Annotated in this window: 18 protein-coding genes; 12 read left to right on the top strand and 6 right to left on the bottom strand. The window is 65.8% G+C overall.

What is annotated here, in order from left to right:
- Positions 1–44: 44 nt before the first annotated feature.
- From betA to betI, 3 genes are read right to left on the bottom strand one after another with little or no spacing between them, the layout of a single operon-like run.
- On the bottom strand, positions 45–1,706 hold the full coding sequence (gene betA, locus DRB17_RS06255) for a choline dehydrogenase (RefSeq protein ID WP_114581333.1): 1,662 nt from the start codon (positions 1,704–1,706) through the stop codon (positions 45–47).
- A complete protein-coding gene (gene betB, locus DRB17_RS06250; RefSeq protein WP_114581332.1) occupies positions 1,706–3,175 on the bottom strand; it encodes a betaine-aldehyde dehydrogenase in 1,470 nt (489 codons plus the stop codon). The genes betA and betB overlap by 1 nt, the downstream gene beginning before the upstream one ends.
- Positions 3,159–3,779 (bottom strand): choline-binding transcriptional repressor BetI, encoded by a 621-nt coding sequence (betI, locus tag DRB17_RS06245; protein ID WP_114581331.1) that lies wholly within the window; start codon positions 3,777–3,779, stop codon positions 3,159–3,161. The genes betB and betI overlap by 17 nt, the downstream gene beginning before the upstream one ends.
- 279 nt (positions 3,780–4,058) lie before the next feature.
- Between betI and DRB17_RS06240 the strand changes: the two genes are divergently transcribed.
- The 12 genes from DRB17_RS06240 to rpmG all read left to right on the top strand — a co-directional run bounded on the left by DRB17_RS06240 (position 4,059) and on the right by rpmG (position 19,547).
- Positions 4,059–5,036 (top strand): glycine betaine ABC transporter substrate-binding protein, encoded by a 978-nt coding sequence (locus tag DRB17_RS06240; RefSeq protein WP_206607801.1) that lies wholly within the window; start codon positions 4,059–4,061, stop codon positions 5,034–5,036.
- Between the two features lie 164 nt (positions 5,037–5,200).
- The gene (locus DRB17_RS06235) at positions 5,201–6,115 is read left to right on the top strand and encodes an AEC family transporter (protein ID WP_114581330.1); all 915 of its coding nucleotides are present in this window, start codon (positions 5,201–5,203) and stop codon (positions 6,113–6,115) included.
- Between the two features lie 47 nt (positions 6,116–6,162).
- Positions 6,163–7,380 (top strand): CaiB/BaiF CoA transferase family protein, encoded by a 1,218-nt coding sequence (locus DRB17_RS06230; RefSeq protein WP_114581329.1) that lies wholly within the window; start codon positions 6,163–6,165, stop codon positions 7,378–7,380.
- Positions 7,381–7,451: 71 nt separating this feature from the next.
- Positions 7,452–8,435 (top strand): aspartate carbamoyltransferase catalytic subunit, encoded by a 984-nt coding sequence (locus DRB17_RS06225; RefSeq protein WP_114581328.1) that lies wholly within the window; start codon positions 7,452–7,454, stop codon positions 8,433–8,435.
- Positions 8,432–9,760: a dihydroorotase gene (gene pyrC / locus DRB17_RS06220; RefSeq protein WP_114581327.1), complete on the top strand. Its 1,329-nt coding sequence runs from the start codon at positions 8,432–8,434 to the stop codon at positions 9,758–9,760. Before DRB17_RS06225 ends, pyrC begins: the two co-directional genes overlap by 4 nt.
- Before the next feature lie 57 nt (positions 9,761–9,817).
- Positions 9,818–10,441 (top strand): glycerol-3-phosphate 1-O-acyltransferase PlsY, encoded by a 624-nt coding sequence (plsY, locus tag DRB17_RS06215; RefSeq protein ID WP_114581326.1) that lies wholly within the window; start codon positions 9,818–9,820, stop codon positions 10,439–10,441.
- A gap of 48 nt (positions 10,442–10,489) precedes the next feature.
- Complete coding sequence (dprA, locus tag DRB17_RS06210; RefSeq protein ID WP_114581325.1) at positions 10,490–11,644, top strand: DNA-processing protein DprA; 1,155 nt, start codon at positions 10,490–10,492, stop codon at positions 11,642–11,644.
- 50 nt (positions 11,645–11,694) lie between these two features.
- The gene (gene topA, locus DRB17_RS06205; RefSeq protein ID WP_114581324.1) at positions 11,695–14,400 is read left to right on the top strand and encodes a type I DNA topoisomerase; all 2,706 of its coding nucleotides are present in this window, start codon (positions 11,695–11,697) and stop codon (positions 14,398–14,400) included.
- Positions 14,401–14,436: 36 nt separating this feature from the next.
- Complete coding sequence (rnr, locus tag DRB17_RS06200) at positions 14,437–16,815, top strand: ribonuclease R (RefSeq protein WP_206607800.1); 2,379 nt, start codon at positions 14,437–14,439, stop codon at positions 16,813–16,815.
- Positions 16,816–17,017: 202 nt separating this feature from the next.
- Positions 17,018–18,592 carry a S41 family peptidase gene (locus DRB17_RS06195; RefSeq protein ID WP_161958722.1) on the top strand — a complete coding sequence of 525 codons (1,575 nt, stop codon included), beginning with the start codon at positions 17,018–17,020 and terminating at the stop codon, positions 18,590–18,592.
- A 137-nt stretch (positions 18,593–18,729) separates the two neighbouring features.
- Entirely contained in the window at positions 18,730–19,317 is a 588-nt protein-coding gene (locus tag DRB17_RS06190; RefSeq protein ID WP_114581321.1) for an NUDIX hydrolase, read from the top strand.
- 62 nt (positions 19,318–19,379) lie between these two features.
- Positions 19,380–19,547, top strand: coding sequence for a 50S ribosomal protein L33 (gene rpmG / locus DRB17_RS06185; RefSeq protein WP_114581320.1), 168 nt, complete (start codon positions 19,380–19,382; stop codon positions 19,545–19,547).
- 58 nt (positions 19,548–19,605) lie between these two features.
- Here rpmG and DRB17_RS06180 read toward each other — a convergent pair whose 3' ends face one another.
- From DRB17_RS06180 to DRB17_RS06170, 3 genes are all read right to left on the bottom strand, one after another.
- Positions 19,606–20,229: an SAM-dependent methyltransferase gene (locus tag DRB17_RS06180; protein ID WP_114581319.1), complete on the bottom strand. Its 624-nt coding sequence runs from the start codon at positions 20,227–20,229 to the stop codon at positions 19,606–19,608.
- A gap of 128 nt (positions 20,230–20,357) precedes the next feature.
- On the bottom strand, positions 20,358–21,764 hold the full coding sequence (locus tag DRB17_RS06175) for a PleD family two-component system response regulator (RefSeq protein ID WP_114581318.1): 1,407 nt from the start codon (positions 21,762–21,764) through the stop codon (positions 20,358–20,360).
- On the bottom strand, positions 21,761–22,171 hold the full coding sequence (locus DRB17_RS06170) for a response regulator (protein ID WP_114581317.1): 411 nt from the start codon (positions 22,169–22,171) through the stop codon (positions 21,761–21,763). The genes DRB17_RS06175 and DRB17_RS06170 overlap by 4 nt, the downstream gene beginning before the upstream one ends.
- Between the last annotated feature and the right edge of the window lie 10 nt (positions 22,172–22,181).

The raw sequence follows: 22,181 nt of genomic DNA, 5'->3' as shown, positions 1-22,181 counted from the left end.
AAGGTTGCGCATACGAAGCGGCAAGCGCTTGGCGCCAATATCCCCTAGCGCTGCTGTGTTTGCCACTCCGGATGGATCCAGACCGGCGCGTCGTCGGGGGGTAGCGGTTCATTGCCGTGGATGGCATCGGCGATCTTCTCAGCCAGCATGATCGTCGGCGCGTTCAGGTTGCCGGAAACGATGGTCGGCATGATCGAGGCATCCACAACGCGCAGCTTGTCGACTCCGTGCACGCGGCCGGTATCGTCGACAACCGCCATGCCGTCGAAGCCCATGGCGCAGGTGCAGGACGGGTGGTAGGCGCTTTCGCTTTTCCGGCGGACGAAAGCCTCGATATCGGCGTCTGTCTTGCAGTCGGGCCCGGGAGCAATCTCCTCCCCGCGCAGGTCGTCGAAGGCGTGCTGCGCCATCACCTCGCGGGTCAGCTTGACGGCATCCCGCATCTCGCGGCGATCACGCTCGCTCATGTTGTAGTTGAACAGGATTTCCGGCGGCACGCGCGGGTCAGTCGAGCGTGCACGCACATGGCCGCGAGCATCCGGGCGCATCGGCCCGACGTGCGCCTGATAGCCGTGGTAAGGCGCGGCCTCCGAACCGTCGTAACTGACCGCCACGGGCAGGAAGTGGTACTGCAGGTTCGGATGCTCCACCCCGGCCTCGGAGCGGATGAAGCCGCCAGCCTCGAACTGGCTGCTGGCGCCTGGGCCACTGCGGAACAGCAGCCATTGCAGCCCGACGAAAGCCTTTCGCGGGTAGCGGGTCGCGGAATAGAGGCTAACGGGCCGCTTGGCCTTGTGCTGGACATAGACCTCGATGTGGTCCTGCAGGTTCTCGCCCACACCCGGCAGGTCGGCCACGACGGGCACGCCCAGCTTCTGCACCAGGTCGGCGGGGCCGACGCCCGACATCTGCAAGAGCTGCGGCGACTGGATGGCACCGGCGCACAGGATGACCTCCCGCTCTGCCAGCACCCGCGTTTCGCGGCCCTTGCGGACATAATCCACGCCCGTCGCCTTCGTGCCCTCGAACGCCACGCGGGTGGTCAGCGCGCGGGTGCGGATCGTCAGGTTCGGGCGCTTACTGGCCGGCCGGAGATAGGCATTCGCCGTGGACCAGCGCAAGCCGTCGCGCGTCGTACGGTCCATCGGGCCGAAGCCTTCGTTCTTGTAGCCGTTCATGTCCGGCGTGTAGGGATAGCCCGCTTCCTGGCCTGCCTGGATGAATGCCTTGAAAAGCGGGTTCTCGCACTTCCCGCGCGTCACGTGGAGCGGTCCGTCGCCGCCGTGGTAGTCGTCGGGACCAAGCTCGTGGGTCTCGGCCTTCTTGAAGTACGGCAGGCAGTGGCGATAGGCCCAGCGCTCCATCCCGTTGGTGCGCGCCCAGCGGTCATAGTCCCGCCCATGACCGCGGATATAGGCCATGCCGTTGATGGAGCTGGAACCGCCGAGCGTACGCCCGCGCGGGCAGTACATGCGGCGGTTGTCCATGTAGGGTTCCGGCTCGGTCTCGAACGCCCAGTTGAAGCGCGTGCCCTTCAGCGGCTCGGCGAACGCCGCCGGCATGTGGATGAACAAGGACCAGTCCGGCGGTCCCGCCTCCAGCAGCAGCACCGAGACATCCGGATCCTCGCTGAGCCGATGGGCCAGCACCCCGCCGGCCGAGCCGGCCCCGACAATGACGTAGTCGAAGACTTCGCGCTCGCTCATCAGAATGGCGCCTCGCAATCGCCGGTGGCCACGTAAACGCTCTTGAGCTGGCTGTAGTATTCGATGGCCTGCCGGCCGTTCTCGCGGCCCAGGCCGGAACGCTTGACGCCGCCGAAGGTCATCTCGATGGGCGTGACATTGTAGTGGTTCACCCAGCACACGCCGGCCTGCAGCCGGGCCGCGACCCGGTGGCCGCGATCCAGATCGCTGGTGAACACCCCGCCGGCCAGGCCGTACTCGGTGTCGTTCGCGCGCTGAATCGCCTCGTCCTCGTCATTAAAGGTCAGCACCGACATAACGGGGCCGAAGATCTCCTCGCGCACGATCTTCATCTGGTCGTTGCAGCGGTCGAAGATTGTCGGCTGCACGTAGTAGCCGCGTGCCAGCGCCGGGTCGTGCGGGATGCCGCCGCCGGCGACCAGTTCCGCCTTGTCGGTGTCGCGCCCGTGCTTGATGTAACCCAGGACAAGATCGCGGTGCGCCGCCGAGATCAGCGGGCCCATCTGCGTTTCCGGGTCCGCCGGATCGCCCAGGCGGATCTTCTTCGTCCGTTCGACCAGCTTCTCCATGAATGCGTCGTGCACCCGCTCGTGCAGGAAGACACGCGTGCAGTTCGTGCAGACCTCGCCCTGGGTGTAGAAGTTGCCCAGCATGGCGCCGGACACCGCGTTGTCGAGATCGGCGTCGTCGAACACCAGCAGCGGGGACTTACCGCCCAACTCCATGGTGACGTGCTTGAGGCTGGAGCCCGTGGCCTCGGAGGCGACGGTCCGGCCGGTGCCCGCCTCCCCCGTCAGCGAGACCTTCGCGATGCGCGGATGGCGTACAAGAAGCTGGCCGGTCTCGGCAAAACCGTGAACGACGTTGAAGACGCCCGCGGGCAGGCCCGCCTCGGTGAATATCTCGGCAAGGCGCAGCGCCGACAGCGGCGTAAGTTCCGCCGGCTTGAAGATCATGGCGTTGCCGCAGGCCAGCGCCGGGGCCGACTTCCAGCACGCGATCTGCAGGGGGTAGTTCCAGGCGCCGATGCCCGCGCAGACGCCCAGCGGCTCCCGCCGGGTGTAGACGAAGGCGTCGTCCACCTCCAGGTACTCGCCGTGCAGCGTCGCCGCCAGCCCGCCGAAATACTCCAGGCAGTCGGCGCCGGAATCGACGTCGGCTTCCGGCGTCTCCGACAGCGGCTTCCCGGCGTCGAGCGTTTCCAGCGCCGCAAGCTCGTCACGGTTCCGGCGCAGCAACTCGGCGGCACGCTTCAGCACCCGGCCACGCGCCGTTCCGCTCATCGCGGACCATTCGCGAAAGCCCTGCTCGGCAGATGCGACAGCGCGTTCGACATCCTCCGCGCCGGCCTGCTGGACCGTGGCGATGACCTCGCCGTTGGCCGGGTTGATCGTCTCGAAACGATCCGCCGACACCGCATTGGTGAACTTGCCGGCGATGTAGAGTGTCTGTTCAGGCAAGCTCGGCATGCTTCGCATCCCTCTTGATTCGCGCACAATTGGCGAGTTGCGTTTCCAGAAAATCACGGGCGAAGCCGTGGGCCCGGTGCCGGTCGAGTTGCGATTCGCCCAATGCGTGGCGCAGCGACAGGCCATCGACGAAGATCGACAGGCCCGTGGCGATCCGGTCCGCATCATCGTCCGGCACGATGTCGCGCAGCGCGTACATCAAATTGCTTTTCAGGCGGGTGCGCAGCACCGTCTGCATCCGGCCAAGCTGCGGCTCCCCGTGTGCCTGCCCCCAGAAGGCGACCCAGGCCGACACCTTCGCCGGGGAGAAACACCGCTCGGAGAAGTTCGCCGCCAGAATAGCCTGGAGCCGCTCTTCCGGCGTACTGACACCGTCGAGACGTCCAGCCAACTCCAGCCGCAGTTCCTCGGCGATGAAGCGCATGGTCGCTTCCAGCAGGCCCGCCTTGTCGCGGAAGTAGTGTGCGACCAATCCCGGCGAGATCCCGGCGCGCCGCGCGACGCGGCCAAGCGTCGTCTTCGGAAAGCCGACCTCGTGGATGGTCGCGATCGTCGCCTTGATGAGCTGGCGCTGGCGGATCGGCTCCATCCCGACCTTCGGCATATCGAATTCTCCACCCTATTGCAGGCCGGCACCGCGCCCCGCTGCATCCGTCTGGGGATATAGCCGTTTTTGATTGAACGTTCAATCAAGAATCGTATACTGGCTTCCGCATTCCTCAAGCACATTTTTGCGGATGAGCGTGCTGTAATACTGGACGAGAAGGGCCAAAACCCTGACCGTGGCCGCGTGACCAAACAGAACAGGGGCATGGCAGCCGCTCATCATGACGACGCGGCCCGCCGTGCAAACATGGAAAATATAGGGAGGAGGTTGCTGATCATGTCGCTGAAACGCTGCCTTGCCACCTGTGCGGTGGCGCTGATGGCTGCGCCCGCCGCGTCCCAGGCCGCGGGCGACCCGGAGGCGTGCAAGACCGTCCGGCTGGAGCAGGTGAACTGGACCGGCGTCACCGCCAAAACCGAGACGCTTGCCTGGATGCTGGAGCAGCTTGGCTACGAGACGGAGAACGTCACCGCCTCGGTGCCGATCATGTTCCAGTCGCTGGCCAACAACGACCGCGATGCCTTCCTGGGCCTGTGGCTGCCCACGCAGCACTCCATGGTCGAGGCGTTCATGAAGAAGGGCCAGATCGACATCGTTGCCAAGAACCTGGAGAACGCGAAGTATACCCTCGCGGTGCAGGACTATGTCTACGAGGCCGGCGTGCGGCACTTCTCCGATCTGGACAAGTACAAGGAAAAATTCGAGGGCAAGATCCACGGCATCGAGGCCGGCAATGACGGCAACCAGTTGATCCTCGACATGATCGCCGACGATGCCTACGGCTTGGCTGACTGGGAACTGGTGCCCTCGTCCGAGGCCGGGATGCTGACACACGTGCGCCGCTCGCTACCGAAGAAGGGCTGGGACGTCTGGCTCGGCTGGGAGCCGCATCCGATGAACCTGAACATCGACATGAAATTCCTCGATGGCGGCGAGGACTACTTCGGCCCCAACAAGGGCGGCGCGACAGTCTATACTCTGACGCGCACCGGCTATGCCTGGGAGTGCCCGAACGTCGGCCAGCTTCTGGAGAACTATCAGTTCACGCTGGACGAGCAGAACATGATGGGCGACTTCGTGATCAACCAGGACATGACCTATCTTGAGGCCGGCCAGAAGCTGATCCGCGAGAAGCCCGAGCTTCTCGACCGCTGGTTCTCGCGTGGTGGCACCTACGCTTCCACCGGCGTGAGCACCTTCGACGGCGGCTCCAAGGCAAAAGCCGTGGTCGCCGAAGCGCTGGGCATCGAGTAGCGGCCGGTAAAAGCGTAAACCGATCGGGCCCTTCCCAGCCATGAGGAAGGGCCCGATTTCCGCGCGTCACTGGCCATTCCACACCGGCCCTGCTACGACAGCGAAATGGTGAGAATTTCGAAGGCCAGGCCCTCCTCGGCCTATCCGGTAACTATCGTTCAGCCATGCTGCAGATCATCGCCGCCATCCTGCCTGTCTTCCTGCTGATCTTCCTGGGCGTCTGGTTGCGTGCACGCGGCTTTCCAGGCGACGGCTTCTGGGGCCCGGCGGAGCGCCTGACGTACTTCGTGCTGTTCCCCGTGCTGATCGTCACCACGCTGGCAAAGGCGGACCTGGCGGGTCTCTCCGTCCTGCCGATGGCGGCGGGGATCGTCACGACCCTTGTTACCATGACGGTCCTGCTGGTCGCGCTGCGCCATTACCTGGGCGTGGACGGGCCGGGGTTTACCAGCCTCGTCCAGGGCGCGATCCGCATGAACACCTACATCTGCCTCGCCATCGCGGCGGCGCTTTGGGGCCACGCCGGGGTGAGCGTCGCGGCCATTGTCGTGGCCGTGATGGTGCCCACCGTGAACGTGCTGTCGGTCACGGTCCTGGCGCGGTTCGGCACGCAAGGCCAACCAAGCCCGGGCCGTGTGCTGAAGCAGCTTGTAACGAACCCGCTGATCGTGGCGGCGGTGGGGGGCGTCCTGCTGAACGTCAGCGGCCTGCGCCTGCCGCCGGTCATCGGCCCCATGCTCGAAATCCTGGGCCGTGCCGCCCTCCCGTTGGGCCTGCTGGCGGTTGGCGCGGCGCTGGATTTCAGGGCAGCACGGGCGAATGCGCGGCTGATCGCGCAGAACACGCTGACCAAGCTTGCCCTGACGCCGGCCATCGCGGCGGTCATCCTGTGGGCCTTCGGGGTCGAGGGGCTGACGGCCTCGGTCGCGCTGTTGTTCCTGGCCTCGCCCACCGCCACCTCCTCCTACATTCTGGCGCGGCAGCTCGGCGGCGACGCCGTGCTGATGGCGGGGATCCTGACCGCGCAGACGGGTGCGGCGATGATTACGCTGCCGGTGGTCTTGACCCTGGCCGGCTAGGCAGCGACAAGAGCGCGGCTTCCTGCGGACGATCAAGGACTTGGGCAATGACTGCACCGCTTGCCGGGCTACGCGTATTCGACCTGACTCGCATTCTCGCCGGGCCGACGTGCACACAGCTTCTGGGCGATCTCGGCGCCGAGGTCATCAAGATCGAACGGCCTGGCGAAGGCGACGACACCCGCAAATGGGGACCGCCCTACCTGAAGAACGCCGACGGCAGCGACAGTTCCACCAGCGCCTATTACCTCTCCAGCAACCGCAACAAGCGCTCGCTGACGCTCGACATCTCCAAGCAGGAGGGGCAGGAACTGGCGCGCCGCATGATCCGCGAGAGCGACATCCTGGTGGAGAACTTCAAAGCTGGCGGGTTGAAGAAGTATGGCCTCGCCTACGACGACGTGAAGGACATCGCCCCACGGCTGATCTACTGCTCCATCACCGGGTTCGGGCAGACCGGGCCATACAGCGATCGCGCCGGCTACGACTATCTGGCGCAAGGCATGGGCGGCATCATGAGCCTGACCGGCGAGCCCGACGACGAGCCGATCAAGGTGGGCGTGGGCATCGCCGACATCATGTGCGGGATGTACGCATCTTCCGCCATCCTGGCCGCGCTGCACAGCCGCGCGCAAAGCGGGGAAGGCCAACACATCGACTTGGCGCTCCTGGACACCCAGGTGGCGTGGCTGACCTACGAGGGGCTAAATTACCTGACCAGCGGCGAGGTGCCGAAGCGTCGCGGCAACGAGCACCCGAACATCGTGCCCTACAAGACGATGCCGTGCACCGACGGCTACGTCATCCTGGCCGTGGGCAATGATGGGCAGTTCCGCCGGTTCTGCGAGTTCGCCGGCCGCCCGGAACTGGCGGACGATCCACGCTTTGCCACGAACGCCAGCCGGGTGCGCAACCGGGAAGAGCTGTATCCCATTCTGGACGAGTTGACCCGCCGCAAGAGCCAGAAGGAGTGGGTGGATGGCCTTTCCGCACTTGGCGTGCCGTCGGGGCCGGTAAATACATTGGATCAGGTGTTCGCCGACCCGCAGGTGCGCCACCGCGAGATGCAGGTCCAGATGCCCTACGACGGCAGCCAGGGCGGCAAGGTCGATCTGATCGGCAACCCCATCAAGTATTCGGGCACGCCCGTCACCTACCGCCGGCCGCCGCCGAAGATGGGTGAGCACACGGAGCCGGTGCTGGAAGAATTGCTCGGCCTCGACGCGGCCGAGATCCGCCGGCTGCGCGAACAGGGCGTGATCTAGACCGTATGCACGCCAGATCGCGTGCGTAGGCGCTTGCGACTCGCCCCGGCCGGTGACATAGTGCCGCTTTAATGAACGCGCCCAGCCGATCCCTCGACAACGCCAGCGGACATCGCCGCCACCTTCTCGGAATCGCCGGGATGGCGCGCGCGGAAATCGTGGCGCTGCTGGACCTCGCCGACGGCTATGTCGAGGTCAACCGCGCCGCCACCAAGAAGTCCAATCTTCTCTCTGGCCGCACGGTCATCAACGTCTTCTTCGAAACTTCGACGCGCACCCGCACGTCGTTCGAACTGGCGGGAAAGCGCCTTGGCGCCGACGTCATCAACATGGAAATCGCCTGGTCGTCGATCAAAAAGGGCGAAACCCTGATCGACACCGCGATGACGCTGAATGCCATGCATCCCGACGTGTTGGTGGTCCGCGCGCCCGATTCGGGCGCCGTCAAGCTGCTGTCGGAGAAGGTGAACTGCGCCGTCGTCAACGCCGGCGACGGCAGCCACGAGCATCCCACGCAGGCCCTTTTGGACGCGCTGACGATCCGCCGCCGCAAGCGCCGGCTGGAGGGGCTGCGCGTGGCGATCTGCGGCGACGTCGCGCATTCAAGGGTGGCGCGCTCCAACATTCATCTGCTGAACACCTTGGGAGCGGAGGTCCGGGTGATCGCACCGCCGACGCTACTGCCCGGGGGAATCGAAAAAATGGGCGTGCGGGCGTTCACCGACATGCCGAAGGGACTGGAGGGCTGCGACATCGTCATGATGCTGCGCCTGCAGACAGAGCGGATGCAGGGCTCCTATGTACCCTCGATCCGGGAGTATTTCCGCTTCTACGGGCTTGATTACGAAAAGCTGGCGAACGCCAAACCGGATGCGCTCATCATGCATCCGGGCCCGATGAACCGGGGCGTGGAGATCGACACCGTCGTCGCGGACGACATTGACCGCTCCGTCATCCGAGAGCAGGTGGAGATGGGCGTGGCCGTGCGTATGGCGGTGCTGGACAGCCTGACGCGGGCTTTCGACTCCTCCCTGAAGGCGGGTGGATCCGCATGAAGGTCAACGGTTCCACCCCGCCGCGCATCGCCTATATCAACGCCCGTCTGCTCGATCCCGACAGCGGGCTGGACGCCCCTGGCGCCCTGCTGACCGAGAATGGCCGCATTGCCGACGTCGGCGCCGGTCTGTTCGACGCGGGTGTACCGGAGAACGCCGAGGTCGTGGACTGCGGAGGCGCCTGCCTTGCTCCCGGCCTGGTCGATATGCGCGCCCAGCTTGGCGAGCCAGGCCAGGAGCACAAAGAGACGATCCACTCCGCCGGGCGTGCGGCCGCGTCCGGCGGCATCACCTCGATTGCCGCGCTGCCGAACACCAACCCGGTCATCGACGATGAGGCCGGGCTGGAGTTCGTGGCCCGCAGGGCCCGGGAATCCAAGCTGGTCAAGGTGTACGCGTACGGCGCCCTCACTCGCGGCTGCAACAGCGAGGAGATTACAGAGATCGGCCTGTTGAGCGAGGCCGGTGCCGTTGGCTTTACCGATGGCGTGCGCGCCATCGCGAATGCCCAGGTGATGCGCCGCGCGCTCAGCTATGCCAGCGTCTTCGACACCGTCCTGCTGCAGCATCCGATCGAACCGTCGCTCGCGACGGGCGTCATGAACGGCGGGGAACTCGCCACCTACCTTGGTCTGGCGGGCAGCCCCGCAATGGCCGAGGTTATCATGGTGGAGCGCGACCTGCGCCTCGTGGAGATGACGGGCGGCCGTTATCACGCCAGCCACGTGACGACAGCGGCGGCGCTGGACGTCATCCGCAAGGCGAAACAGCGCGGCCTTCCCGTGACCTGCGATACGGCCCCGCACTACTTCACTCTCAACGAGTCGGCGGTCGGCGACTACCGCACCTTCGCCAAGGTTTCGCCGCCGCTGCGCAGCGAGTCCGACCGTCAGGCCGTGGTCGAGGCCATCGCCGACGGCACCATCGACGCCATCGCTTCCGACCACAACCCGCAGGACCAGGACTCCAAGCGCCTACCCTTCGCAGCCGCCGCCGACGGCATCGCCGGCCTGGAGACGCTGTTCGCGCTGTCGCTTGTACTGGTGCACGAAAGCCGTTTGGACATGCTCGGCCTGCTCCGGCGGCTCACCAGCGGGCCGGCGGCCATCCTTGGTCTGGAGGCCGGTCGCCTGCGGCCCGGCGCGCCGGCCGATTTCATCGTCTTCGACCCCGATACCCCCTGGACGATCGATCCCGACAGCTTTCTCGGCAAGTGCAAGAACTCGCCATTCGAGGATCATCCGGTGAAGGGCAAGGTCTTCCGGACCGTGGTCGACGGGCGGCCAATCCATGTGGCGGATACGGGCAACGAAGCCTACACCTGAACGTCCCGGCCTCCTCGCCCGCTTGACACCGATCCGCCAGCGCGCGAAGCAGGGCGCATGCCCGATCCGATTTCCTGGGGCCTTGCCGGCCCGTACCTCTTTGCCGCTTTCGTGCTCGGCTATCTGCTGGGCTCGGTGCCATTCGGCCTTGTGCTGACCCGGCTTGCCGGCTTGGGCGACCTGCGTCAGAGCGGCTCGGGCAATATCGGCGCCACGAACGTGTTGCGCACCGGACGCAAGGACTTGGCGCTCGCCACCCTTATCCTGGACGCCGGCAAGGGCGCGGCGGCGGTGCTGATTGCCTACACCTTCGGGCCGGATGTGGCGCTGATGGCCGCTTACGGCGCGGTACTGGGCCACCTGTTCCCGGTGTGGCTGAAGTTCGCCGGCGGCAAGGGCGTGGCCACGACACTGGGCGTGCATCTTGCGATGGCCTGGCCGATGGGTGCCGCCTGCTGCGGGGTCTGGCTGCTGGTTGCCGTCGTGACGCGCTATTCGTCGCTGGCCGCGCTGGTTTCGGTGGCCAGCGCCCCGGCCTTCGCATGGTGGCTGATGGGCGATCTGCAGCTTGTTCAGTATGCCGCCGTCATCGCCGTCGTGGTCTGGCTGCGCCACCATGCCAACATTCGCCGCCTGCTGTCCGGCACCGAGTCGAAGATCGGCCAGAAGTCGAAACGTTAGCTGCACTTCTCGATTGACGCCCGTCAATTGCCCCATACAATCGCGTGTATGTCGAATCGGATCCGCCCTTCGCTTTCCCGCGCCGAAACCATCGACTGGCTGCGGCTTCTGCGCACTCAGAACGTTGGTCCGGTAACATTCCGCCAGCTTATCGGCCGCTTCGGGACCGCCGATGCCGCGCTGGACGCCCTGCCTGAGCTTGCCCGCCGGGGCGGGCGCCGGGGCAACATCCGCATATGCTCGCGCGCGGCCGCGGAGCGGGAGCTGCGGCGCCTGCAGGATCTGGGCGCCGACATCCTGGCCATCGGGACAGAGGGATATCCACCCCGTCTTGCGGCCATCGACGACGCGCCGCCGCTGCTCTTCATCCGCGGCCATGCCCAGCTTCTGGAGCGTCCGGCGGTCGCCATCGTGGGCGCGCGGAATGCCTCGGCGAACGGCCGGCGAATGGCGCGGGAGCTTGCCCACAAGCTCTCGGAACAAGGCCTCACCGTAACATCGGGGCTGGCACGGGGAATCGACGCGGCCGCGCATGCGGGCAGCTTGAACCATGGCACCTGCGCGGTGATGGCCGGCGGCATCGACGTCGTCTACCCGCCGGAACACCAACCTCTCTACGACTCGATCATCGAACAGGGTATCGCCGTCTCCGAAACCGCCGCGGGGACAGAGCCGCAGGCTCGTCATTTCCCGCGCCGCAACCGGCTGATTTCGGGCCTCGTCGTCGGCGTCGTGGTGGTGGAGGCGGCGCTACGCTCCGGCTCGCTGATCACCGCCCGCCTCGCTTCCGAGCAGGGGCGCGAGGTTCTGGCCGTGCCCGGCAGTCCGCAGGACCCGCGTTCGGCGGGCTGCAATCACCTTCTCAAGCAGGGCGCGGCTATCGTGGAAAGCGCTGTCGATGTGTTGGATGCGCTTGGCCCTCAGCTTCGCGCCGACCCGGCGGAACCCGCCGGACTGGAGTTCGGGATGAGCGGAGTGGCACTCGAGGATCTGGACGAGAACGAGCTTGCCAGGGCACGCGCCGAAGTGCAGGAGTTGCTGGCTTTCACGCCTGTGCCGGTTGACGAAGTGATCCGGGAGTGCCAATTGTCGCCGTCAGTCGTGACGACGGTGCTGCTGGAGCTGGAACTCGCCGGACGCTGCGAGCGCCACCCAGGCAACCGCGTTGCACTCTTGCAGGAAGACAGGCTCGAAGCTTCCTGAGTCCTCCCGCCGTTGAATGGCAACGGGCGGGTCACCACCCTGGTGTGCGAATGAACGTCGTCGTTGTCGAATCTCCGGCGAAAGCCCGGACCATCAACAAGTACCTCGGTCGGGACTTCCAGGTCCTGGCTTCCTACGGCCATGTCCGTGATCTGCCCTCCAAGGACGGTTCCGTCCGTCCCGACGCCGACTTCGAAATGGACTGGGAAGTCGACAGCCAGTCGGACAAGCGGCTGAAGGATATCGTCAACGCGGTGAAGCAGGCCGACGCGCTCTACCTCGCGACCGACCCGGACCGCGAGGGCGAGGCGATCTCCTGGCACATCCTGGAAGAGCTGCGCCGCCGTCGCGCGCTTTCGGGTGTGACCGTCAGGCGGGTGGCGTTCAACGCCATCACCAAGGATGCAATCAAGGATGCGTTCGAGCATCCGCGCGAGCTGAACCAGGAGCTTATCGAGGCTTATCTGGCGCGGCGCGCGCTGGATTATCTGGTCGGTTTCAACCTGTCGCCCGTGCTGTGGCGGAAGCTGCCGGGCAGCAAGTCGGCGGGCCGGGTTCAGTCGGTCGCGCTCCGCCTCGTCTGCGAGCGCGAGGCCGAGATTGAAGCCTTCCGCCCGCAGGAATACTGGACCATCCAGGCACAGCTACGCACACCTGAAAAGGCGCCCTTCACGGCCCGGCTGACACACCTGGACGGCAAGCGGCTGGACAAGTTCGACCTGCCGAACCAGCAGGCCGCGGACACCGCGAAGGAGAAGCTGGAGCAGGCGGGCCAATTCCGCGTCGCCTCGGTCGAGCGCAAGCAGACCCGGCGCAACCCGCAACCGCCGTTCACCACCTCCACCCTACAGCAGGAGGCGTCGCGCAAGCTGGGTTTCGGCGCCAGCCGCACCATGCGCGTCGCCCAGCGGCTGTACGAGGGCGTGGAGACCAGCGGCGAGAGTGTCGGTCTCATCACCTATATGCGAACGGACGGGGTGCAGATCTCCAACGAGGCGCTGGAGGCCACGCGCGACCTGATCGGACGGCGCTACGGCAGCGATTACCTGCCGGGCAAGCCGCGCGCCTACTCCACACGCGCCAAGAACGCCCAGGAGGCTCACGAGGCCATTCGGCCGACAGACCTTTTCCGCACCCCGGACGAGGTCGGCCAATACCTGGATGACGATGGCCGGCGGCTTTATGACCTGGTCTGGAAGCGCACGGTCGCCAGCCAGATGGAAAGCGCGCGCCTGGACCAGGTGACCGCCGAGATTGCGGTGGACTACGACCTGGCGAAGCTGCGCGCGACCGGCTCCACCGTCGTCTTCGACGGCTTCTACAAGCTCTATCGGGAAGGCCGCGACGACGCCGGGGAAGGCGAGGACGACGAGCGCCGCCTGCCACCGCTGACGGAAAATCAGGACGTATCGCGCGAAAAGGTGGAAGCGGAGCAGCACTTCACCCAGCCGCCGCCGCGCTATTCCGAGGCGAGCCTGGTGAAGCGCCTGGAAGAGCTGGGCATTGGCCGGCCGTCCACCTACGCGACCATCTTGCAAGTGCTGCAGGACCGGGACTATGTGCGGCTGGAGAAGCGGCGCTTCGTGCCGGAGGACCGTGGGCGTCTGGTGACCGCGTTCCTGACCAGCTTCTTCGACCGCTATGTCGAGTACGACTTCACCGCCAAGCTGGAGGAGCAGCTCGACGACATCTCCGGCGGCCGCGCCAACTGGAAGCAGGTGCTGCGCGACTTTTGGGAACAGTTCCACAAGGGCGTGGAGAGTACGCGCGGCCTCAAGATGGCCGACGTGATCTCCGCGCTGGACCAGGAACTTGGCCCGCACTTCTTCCCGGTCGATCCGGACAACCCGGAGAAGGACCCGCGCGCGTGTCCGCAGTGCGGCGGGCGCCTTGGCCTCAAGATCGGCCGTACCGGCGGCTTCATCGGCTGCGGCAACTATCCGGAGTGTACTTACACGCGCCCGCTGGTTGCTCCCGCGCCCGGCGAGGCGCCGCCGGAAGGCGACACCGGCCCGCGCGAACTTGGGACGGAGCCGGAAACCGGCGATTCGGTGGTGCTGAAGAAAGGCCCGTTCGGCCCTTACATCCAGCTTGGCGAGGGCGACAAGAAGAACAAGCCGAAGCGGGTATCGCTGCCCAAGGGGCTCGACCCCACCGCCGTCGACCTGCAAACCGCGCTGGCCCTGCTCAGCTTGCCGCGCGAAATCTGCAAGCACCCGGAGGATGGGGAGCCGGTGCAGGCCGGTATCGGGCGCTACGGCCCCTATATCAAGCATGGCAGCGCGTATGTGTCCCTTCCGGACGATGACGACGTACTCACGGTCGGGCAGAACCGCGCCCTCACCATCCTGGCCGAATCGCCGAAGAAACGCCGCGCCCGCCAGCAGACAGAGATCGGCGAGCACCCGCGCGAGGGCGGTCCGATTACTGCAAGCGTCGGTCGCTATGGCCCCTACGTAAAGCACGGCCGGACGTTTGCCTCGCTGCCCAAGGGCACGGAGCCGGAGTCGGTGACCTTGCAGCAGGCCGTGGACCTGCTGGACGAGCAAGCGAAGAAGAAGGGCAACGGCAAGACCAAAAGCGCCGCCGCCGGCAAGACCACGAAGGCGAAGAGCACGAAGGGCAAGACCGCCGCCTCAGCCTCGTCGAGCAAGACCAAGACGAGTGCAAAGACCAAGGCGGCGGGCAAGTCGGGCGCGGCGCCGAAGGGCGGCAAGAAGACAGCGGCGAACGCATCGTCGGACAGCAGTTCCTGAATGCGCCCGCGCGAAGCGACCCGGCGGAGATAGGCCTTGGCCAGGGCGACACGGAAAGCCGGCCCCCTGCCCTCGCGTGACGAGTTGCTGCGCTATATTGAGGAGAGCGCGCAGCCGGTGGACAAGCGCGATATCGCCCGTGCCTTCCACCTGAAGGGGGCGCAGCGCGTGCAGCTCAAGGAAATGCTGCGCGAGCTGCTTGCAGCGGGCGATATCGAACAGGGCGAGAAGAAGCGCCTTCGGCCTGTCAACGCGCTGCCAGAGATCTCCGTTCTCGACATCGCCGACCGCGACCCGGATGGGGAGTTGCTGGCCCGTCCGGCACAGTGGAAGGGCGAAACCTCGCCGCCGCGCATCTATGTCGTGCCCGAGCGGGGCTGGGCGGCGACCTTGCATACTGGCGCCCGCATCCTGGCCAAGCTGAGCAGGATCGAACCCGGCGTTTACGAGGCAAGACCGATCCGTGTCCTGGCGGGCTCTCCGAAGCGGGTGCTCGGCATCTACGAGCGCGGTGAAAGGGCCGGCCGGCTGCGTCCCACCGACAAGCGGGTGAAGCAGGAATACATCCTGCGCAAGGAAGATGCCGCCGGAGCCGAGCCCGGCGAGTTCGTCCTTTGCGAGGTCAAGCCCCACCATCCGCGACTGGGTCAGCGTGAGGTGCGCGTGGTGGAGCGCCTGGGCGACACCGCCTCCCCCAAGGCCATCAGCCTGATCGCGATCCACGAGAACGATATCCCCGTCGAGTTCCCCGAGAAGGCGCTGGAGGCCGCGAACGAGGCGCTGCCTGTCCGCCTGGGCGACCGCGAGGATCTGCGGGAGCTTCCGCTCGTCACCATTGACGGGACCGATGCCAGGGACTTCGACGATGCCGTCATGGCGGCACCCGACGACGGGGACGATAATCCGGGCGGTTTCCGGATCATGGTCGCAATCGCCGACGTCGCCCACTACGTACGCCCGGACGGCGCCCTCGACCGCGCCGCGAGGGACCGCGGCAACTCGGTCTATTTCCCGGACCGCGTCGTGCCGATGCTGCCGGAGGGACTGTCGAACGGCTGGTGCTCCCTGCGTCCCGACGAGGATCGGGGTTGCATGGCGGTCGAAATCCGCATCGGCCGCGACGGCAAGGCGCTGGAGCACCGCTTCATGCGCGGGCTGATGCGCTCCAGCGCGCGGCTGACCTACGAGCAGGTGCAGGCCGCCAGGGACGGCAATCCCGACGCATTGACAGCGCCATTGCTGGAGCCGGTGATCGAGCCGCTGTACGGCGCCTTCGAGGCCTTGCTGCGGGCGCGCGAGGCACGCGGAACCCTGGATATCGACATCGCCGAGAAGCAGGTGATCGTCGACGAGACCGGCAACGTGAAGGCCATCGAACCGCGCGAGCGGCTGGATTCGCACCGGCTGATCGAGGAGTTCATGATCGCCGCCAACGTCGCGGCGGCCGAGACGCTGGAGAGCCGCGGTCAGCCCTGCATGTACCGCGTGCACGAGCCGCCGGATCCCGACAAGGTGGACGCCTTGCGGGAAACGCTGCGCAGCTTCGACCTGACGCTGGCGTCCGATCAGGCGGCGCGGCCCGAGGCCTTCAAGCGGATCCTGGCAAAAGTCGCGGGCCACCCGGAAGCGGCGATGGTGAACCAGCTTGTGCTGCGCTGCCAGAGCCAGGCCTACTACAGCCCGGACAACCAGGGGCACTTCGGCCTGGCGCTGCAGCGCTACGCCCACTTCACCTCGCCGATCCGCCGCTATGCCGACCTGCTCGTCCACCGTGCCCTGATCGACGGCCTGAAACTGGGCGAAGGCGGGCTGGGCCCCGGCGAGGCGGAGGCCTTCGCGGAAATCGGGGAGCACATCTCGTTCACCGAGCGCCGCGCGCAGGGGGCGGAGTACGATGCGATCGATCGTTTCACGGCCGCCTACCTGAAGGACCGCGTTGGGACGGAGCTACTGGGGCGCGTCGGTGGAGTCACCCGTTTCGGTCTGTTCGTGACGCTTCAGGAAACTGGCGCCGATGGCCTAATTCCCATCGGCACCCTGCCGAACGACTTCTACCGCCACGACGAGAAGGCCCATTGCCTGGTGGGCAATCGCTGGGGACGTGTGTATCGCCTGGGCGACAAGGTGAAGGTGCGCCTTGCGGAAGCCGATCCGGTCACCGGCGGCATCGTCCTGGAGATGATCGAGGTCATCGAATCCGCTGGCGGCGAATCGATCGAGACCGAGCCGGTGAGTCCGGGCGGTCCCGGCAAGGGCCGCCGCCGGCAGGCCGCGCGGACATCGAAGACGGCCCGCAAATCCGCGCGGAAGGCCAAGCAGGCGAAAAAGGCGGCAAAGGCCGGGAAGTCCACGAAACCCGCCGGAAAAGCCAGTTCGCGCAATGGTCACGCATCGAAACAGAAGCAAGGCGAATAGCGGCGACACCGCTGCCTTCATGCCGCGTTAACGGGTCTTTGACCGGCGGTCCGTCATGCTCGCGCCATATTTGCCTCCCTAATACAAAAATGCGTTGGAAGAATGGCCAAAGAGATTTAATTATTAAGAGACGGGTGAGCGGCCGAAAGTAGTGCGGATGGCGACACCAAAGGGGAAGCCGAACCGGTTGGGGCGGACCGGTATGGCGCCGCGGAAATTGCCGGCGCGCGCAGTCCGGATTGCGGCGTTCTCCATGCTGGTTCTGGCGGTTGCCTGTGCCGGCAAGGAACAGAATACCGTATCTGGCGAGTACAATTCGTTCGAGGCGACACGTCTGTTTTCCGTCGGCTATCACGACATCGCCGACATCTATATCGAGGAAGTGGCGATGGCGGACCTCGCCGTCGCCGGACTACGCGAAGTCGCCGAGATGGACCCCACCGTGGCGGTCGAGCGGCACGGCGACGATCTTTCCATGCGCGTCAAGGGCCGCGAGACGCATGTCTTCCCGCTGCCCAAGAGCGAGGATCCGGACCGCTGGGGCAGCATGACGGCATCGGCGCTCGAAGCCGGCCAAAGCTATTCGCCCACCCTGCGGAACAAATCCGCGGAAGAGCTATACGAGTCGATGTTCGAGGGGATGTTGGTACACCTCGACCCCTATTCCCGCTATGCTGGCGCGGACCGGGCGCGGGAGAACCGCGCGAACCGCGATGGCTTCGGCGGCATCGGTGTCCGGATCGGGATGGTTGACGCAGGTATCGAGATCCTCTCGGTAATGCAAGACAGCCCCGCAAAGTCAGCGGGCCTCGCAGAGGGCGATGTGATCGTCGCCATCGACGGCGAGCCGGCAGCCATGCTGGGGCGTGCGGAGGCTGTCGAGAAGCTGCGCGGGCGCATCGACAGCCGCGTGGCGCTCACGGTGCGCCGCGAGGACTTGGAGTATCCTGTTCAGATCGCCGTTCGCCGCGGCCACATCGTACCGCAGACGGTAGAGTACCGGCGCGAGGGCGATACCGCCTACATCCGCGTCAGCGGCTTCAACCAGAATACGGCCGAGTCGATGCGCCGGGTCATCGGGAAAGCGCGCCGAGATATCGGCCCGGACCTTGCCGGCTTCGTCCTCGATCTGCGGGACAACCCCGGCGGGCTACTGGATCAGGCGGTCGATGTCTCGGACCTCTTCGTGCGCGAAGGCCGGATCGTCTCCACCCATGGCCGGCATCCGGACAGTCATCAGTACTTCGACGCGGATCCAGATGACCTTGGCGAAGGGCGGCCAGTGGTGGTTCTCGTGAACGCCGCGTCCGCATCCGCCTCCGAGATCGTGGCGGCTGCCCTGCAAGACTCCGGCCGCGCCGTGGTGATCGGCAGCACGTCCTTCGGCAAGGGAACAGTGCAGACCGTCCTGCGCCTGCCGAACCGCGGGGAACTCACCCTGACCTGGGCCCGCTTCCATGCGCCATCAGGATACGCTCTCAGCCGGCGCGGCGTGCTGCCCGATGTCTGCACAAGCGGCAAGGCGGAAGACTTCGATGACGTTCTTGCCGACCTGCGGCACAGCCGGATGACGCGGCAAACCCGGACACACTCGGCGGCTTACGGCGACGGTCAGGCGGGCGAAGAAGCGCTTGAAGCACTGCGGGCAAGCTGCCCGGGCCGGCGTGCGTCACCATCTCTCGATCTGGATGTCGCGCTGCGGCTGATCCATGATCGCGAGCTTTACCGCACCGCTGCCGGTACGGTTCCCGCTAAACTGGCGCAGGTCCACCACTGAGTTCCCTACCCGCGCAAGCCGACCTCAAGCCCCGGCCCACCGTTCGCCCGAAGGATGCGGCCGGGCTCATCCTGCTGCGCGGAGACCTCACAGAACCGGAGGTTCTGCTGGGACGCCGGCAGCGGAACGCGAAGTTCATGCCCGGCGTGTTCGTCCCGCCCGGCGGCCGCCTGGACCATGCGGATCTTCGGCCGAGCGGCTACACGGAAACCATGCCTGCCCAGCCACCCGGCATCGACCGGGCCACCAGCCTGAAACTGAAGGCCTTCGCCCGGTGCGCGCTTCGCGAGACGTTCGAGGAAACGGGCCTGCTGATCGGCGAAGGCATGACCGAGGACGTGCGCTTTCGCATGCCGAGGTCAGCTACAACCACTCCCTGGAGAAGCTACCTCCGAGCCGGCCGACATCCGGCATTCGACCGGATGTATCTCCTGGCTAGGGCGATCACCCCGACCGCTTCGCCGATCCGCTTCCATACCCGCTTTTTCCTCTGCAACGGCGACGCAGCCACCCAAGTCGGTACGGGCGACGGCGAAATCGAAGCGGTCGACTGGATCGCGTGGCGAGAGTGGGAGGCGTTGCCGATGGCGGAGGTGACACAGCTTGTCCTCACGCTGGCACGCGATCTGCGCATCGCCTTGGCGCAAGGAGGCACACGGCCCGTGGAACGCCTTCTCTGGCGCGGCGACCGGCGGGTCTCCTGCAAACCGCTTGGCCGTGCTTGACAGCGTGCAGCCACTCAGTATGTTCGCGCAGCAGAACAGCCTCGATTCAAGGACGCAGAGTTATGGCCAAGCCAACGACGCAGCAGATCAAACTGGTGAGCACCGCCGACACCGGCTATTTCTACGTGACGAAGAAGAACACGCGTGCCACCACCGAGAAGCTGCAGCTCCGCAAGTACGACCCGAAGGCGCGCAAGCACGTCATCTTCAAGGAATCGAAGATGAAGTAAGCCGGTGCGGCACACGGACTGCGTGATGGGGCCGCCGTTTTCGGCGGCCTTTTCGTGTTCACGTCGCCGGCTTGCGGGCTATCAGATCGATCAGGGCGGACAGCCCGTCGTGCCCGCTACCCTCGTGGATGACGTCGTCGTGACTTTCGAGACGCTCTATCTCGAAGTCGCCGAAGGCATCGCGTAGCAGTTCCTCGGTGTACATGTTCTCGGCGAACGGCGGTCCGCCGGTGCCGTACTCTATCTGCTCCGGCCGGTAGCCCTGGAGGATCAGGAGGCCGCCCGGCCTCAGCGCACGCTTTATTCCCGCGAAAAGGCGCGCGCGAAGGTCCGGCCCGGCGAACTGGATGAAGATGGCGACGACAACGTCGAAGGCCGCCTCTCCCATTTCCCAAGTGGACAGGTCGCCGTGGCGGATATCCAGATCGACGCCGTGGGCCGCTCCCAGTGCCTTCGCCTTCGCGATCCCGCGCCGGGAAATATCGACCGAAACCACCTCCAGCCCCTGCCGCGCCAGCCAGACGCCATTCCGGCCCTCCCCATCGGCAAGCGCAAGTGCCCGAAGACCGGGCTTCAAGCGTGCGGCTTGAGCAGCCAGGAAGGCATTGGGAGACACGCCGAAGCGATATTGCTCGCCGGCATACTTCTCGTCCCAGAATTCGCCAGCATCGGGAAAACTCATCGGGATGCGACCTCGCCGTACGATGGGTAACGAGTGTGCCGGGTGGGAAGGCCCCTCGCAAGCGGCCGCGTCATGCCGCCGCACCGGGGCTCGCGACAGGCGTTTCGGAAGGGCGCGGCCAGGGCCAATCAGAGCCCGGTCTTCACCGCCTCGGGCGAGAGCACCTCAGTTCCATCGGCCGAGACGACACGATTGCGTCCCTCCGACTTCGCGCGATAGAGCGCTTGATCCGCGCGGTCCAGCACGTCCTCGGCCATTTCCTCGGCATTGGTGGTCGCCGCGACGCCGATGGAAACGGTCACGGGCAGGCTGGTCTCGCCGCCCGCGACCCTGAATTCGTTCTCGACGACGCGGCCGCGCACGCGCTCAGCCACGCACTGGGCCGCGTCGCTTCCGGTATCCGGCATGACAATGACGAATTCTTCACCGCCATAACGCGCCACCAGATCGACGCTGCGCAGGTTGTCCTGCAGCGCGGTCGCAAGCTGTTGCAGCACCTCGTCACCCGCGTTATGGCCGTAGGTGTCGTTGATCTGCTTGAAGTGATCGACGTCCAGGATCGCCACCGCTACCGGCTTTCCCGTCGCGCCGATCCCCATCAGCTTGCGGTCCAGGTGCGTCGTTAGGTAACGCCGGTTGTAAAGCCCGGTCAGCGCGTCCGTGAACGCCATCGAGACGCTTTTCTGGATTCGCGCGCGCAAGCGGTCGTGATAGCGGCGGCGGCGCACCTGCGTGCGGGCCCGCGCCAACAGCTCGCCGCGATCCAGAGGCTTCACCAGATAGTCCGTGACGCCAAGGTCGAGACCCTTGGCAAGGCGTGGAAGATCCATGTCGTCCAACAACAGCAGCAGCGGGACGTGCCGCGTCTCTTCCTGCGAGCGGAACTGCGAGCAAAGCCGCAGGCCGTCCTCACCCTTCAGGTCGATACCGACGATGATGAGGTCGTAGCCGCCCTCGCGCCCTTGCTCCAGCCCGGCACGCCCGGTGTCCACATGATCCACCGTATGCCCGGCTTCGCGCAGGTACTTGCACGTCCGCTCAGCAGTATATTCGCTGCTTTCGACGGTCAGAATTCGGGCAGGGGCGTCGTCCAGGTCGTCGCCGGCGTCGGCAACGCCAAGCTGGCCGGACGTCTCCTGGCGCACCCGCAACTCGTCCATCATCATCTTCAGGCGGACGAGCGAGCGGACGCGCGCGAACAGCGCAGTGTCGTTGACCGGCTTGGAGAGGAAATCGTCGGCCCCCGCCTCCAGCCCGCGCACGCGGTCGGAGATCTCCGACAATGCCGTCACCATGACGACGGGGATGTGGGCGGTGCCGGCATCCGCCTTCAGCCGCTCGCAAACCTCGAAGCCGTCCATCCCCGGCATCATCACGTCCAGCAGAATGATGTCGGGCGCTTGCTCGCGCGCCACTTCCAGCGCCTGCGGCCCGTCCGCAGCCGGGATTACGTCGTAATACTCGGCCGAGAGCTTGGCTTCGAGCAGCTTGACGTTTGCGGGGATATCGTCGACGACAAGGATGCGTGCTGTCATGCGGGTTGCGGCGATCCGGTCCGATCCGAGTTACTGAGAAAACGCTCGACGGTCGCGAGGAAGTCTGCCACCGAGATCGGCTTGGCGATATAGGCCTCGCACCCACCTTCACGGATCTTATCCTCGTCGCCCTTCATGGCGAACGCCGTGACGGCGATGACGGGGATCGACTTCAGGTTGTCGTCCTCCTTGATCCACTTGGTGACCTCCAGGCCGGAGACTTCCGGAAGCTGGATGTCCATCAGGATCAGGTCGGGGTGGTGTTCGCGGGCGATCTTCAGCGCCTCCATGCCGTCCTTCGTCTGCAGGATGGCATAGCCGTGCGCTTCGAGCAGGTCGTGGAAGAGTTTCATGTTCAACTCGTTGTCCTCGACCACGAGCACCGTTTTGGTATTCCCGTTGTTCATGCAGGCATTC

Origin of the sequence: Ferruginivarius sediminum (genome assembly GCF_003344765.1) — a bacterium.
Taxonomy (GTDB): Bacteria; Pseudomonadota; Alphaproteobacteria; order Kiloniellales; family Rhodovibrionaceae; genus Ferruginivarius; species Ferruginivarius sediminum.
Note: the sequence above shows the minus strand (reverse complement) of the source record. Positions and strands in the feature narration are given on the sequence as shown.

Coding starts and splice junctions, on each gene's coding strand:
- DRB17_RS06235 (WP_114581330.1), top strand. CDS start 5,201: ATGCTGCAGATCATCGCCGCCATCCTGCCTGTCTTCCTGCTGATCTTC.
- pyrC (WP_114581327.1), top strand. CDS start 8,432: ATGAAGGTCAACGGTTCCACCCCGCCGCGCATCGCCTATATCAACGCC.
- dprA (WP_114581325.1), top strand. CDS start 10,490: ATGTCGAATCGGATCCGCCCTTCGCTTTCCCGCGCCGAAACCATCGAC.
- topA (WP_114581324.1), top strand. CDS start 11,695: ATGAACGTCGTCGTTGTCGAATCTCCGGCGAAAGCCCGGACCATCAAC.
- DRB17_RS06230 (WP_114581329.1), top strand. CDS start 6,163: ATGACTGCACCGCTTGCCGGGCTACGCGTATTCGACCTGACTCGCATT.
- betI (WP_114581331.1), bottom strand. CDS start 3,779: ATGCCGAAGGTCGGGATGGAGCCGATCCGCCAGCGCCAGCTCATCAAG.
- plsY (WP_114581326.1), top strand. CDS start 9,818: ATGCCCGATCCGATTTCCTGGGGCCTTGCCGGCCCGTACCTCTTTGCC.
- rpmG (WP_114581320.1), top strand. CDS start 19,380: ATGGCCAAGCCAACGACGCAGCAGATCAAACTGGTGAGCACCGCCGAC.
- DRB17_RS06170 (WP_114581317.1), bottom strand. CDS start 22,171: ATGAACAACGGGAATACCAAAACGGTGCTCGTGGTCGAGGACAACGAG.
- DRB17_RS06225 (WP_114581328.1), top strand. CDS start 7,452: ATGAACGCGCCCAGCCGATCCCTCGACAACGCCAGCGGACATCGCCGC.
- DRB17_RS06240 (WP_206607801.1), top strand. CDS start 4,059: ATGTCGCTGAAACGCTGCCTTGCCACCTGTGCGGTGGCGCTGATGGCT.
- DRB17_RS06175 (WP_114581318.1), bottom strand. CDS start 21,764: ATGACAGCACGCATCCTTGTCGTCGACGATATCCCCGCAAACGTCAAG.
- DRB17_RS06180 (WP_114581319.1), bottom strand. CDS start 20,229: ATGAGTTTTCCCGATGCTGGCGAATTCTGGGACGAGAAGTATGCCGGC.
- DRB17_RS06190 (WP_114581321.1), top strand. CDS start 18,730: ATGCCCGGCGTGTTCGTCCCGCCCGGCGGCCGCCTGGACCATGCGGAT.
- DRB17_RS06195 (WP_161958722.1), top strand. CDS start 17,018: ATGGCGCCGCGGAAATTGCCGGCGCGCGCAGTCCGGATTGCGGCGTTC.
- betB (WP_114581332.1), bottom strand. CDS start 3,175: ATGCCGAGCTTGCCTGAACAGACACTCTACATCGCCGGCAAGTTCACC.
- betA (WP_114581333.1), bottom strand. CDS start 1,706: ATGAGCGAGCGCGAAGTCTTCGACTACGTCATTGTCGGGGCCGGCTCG.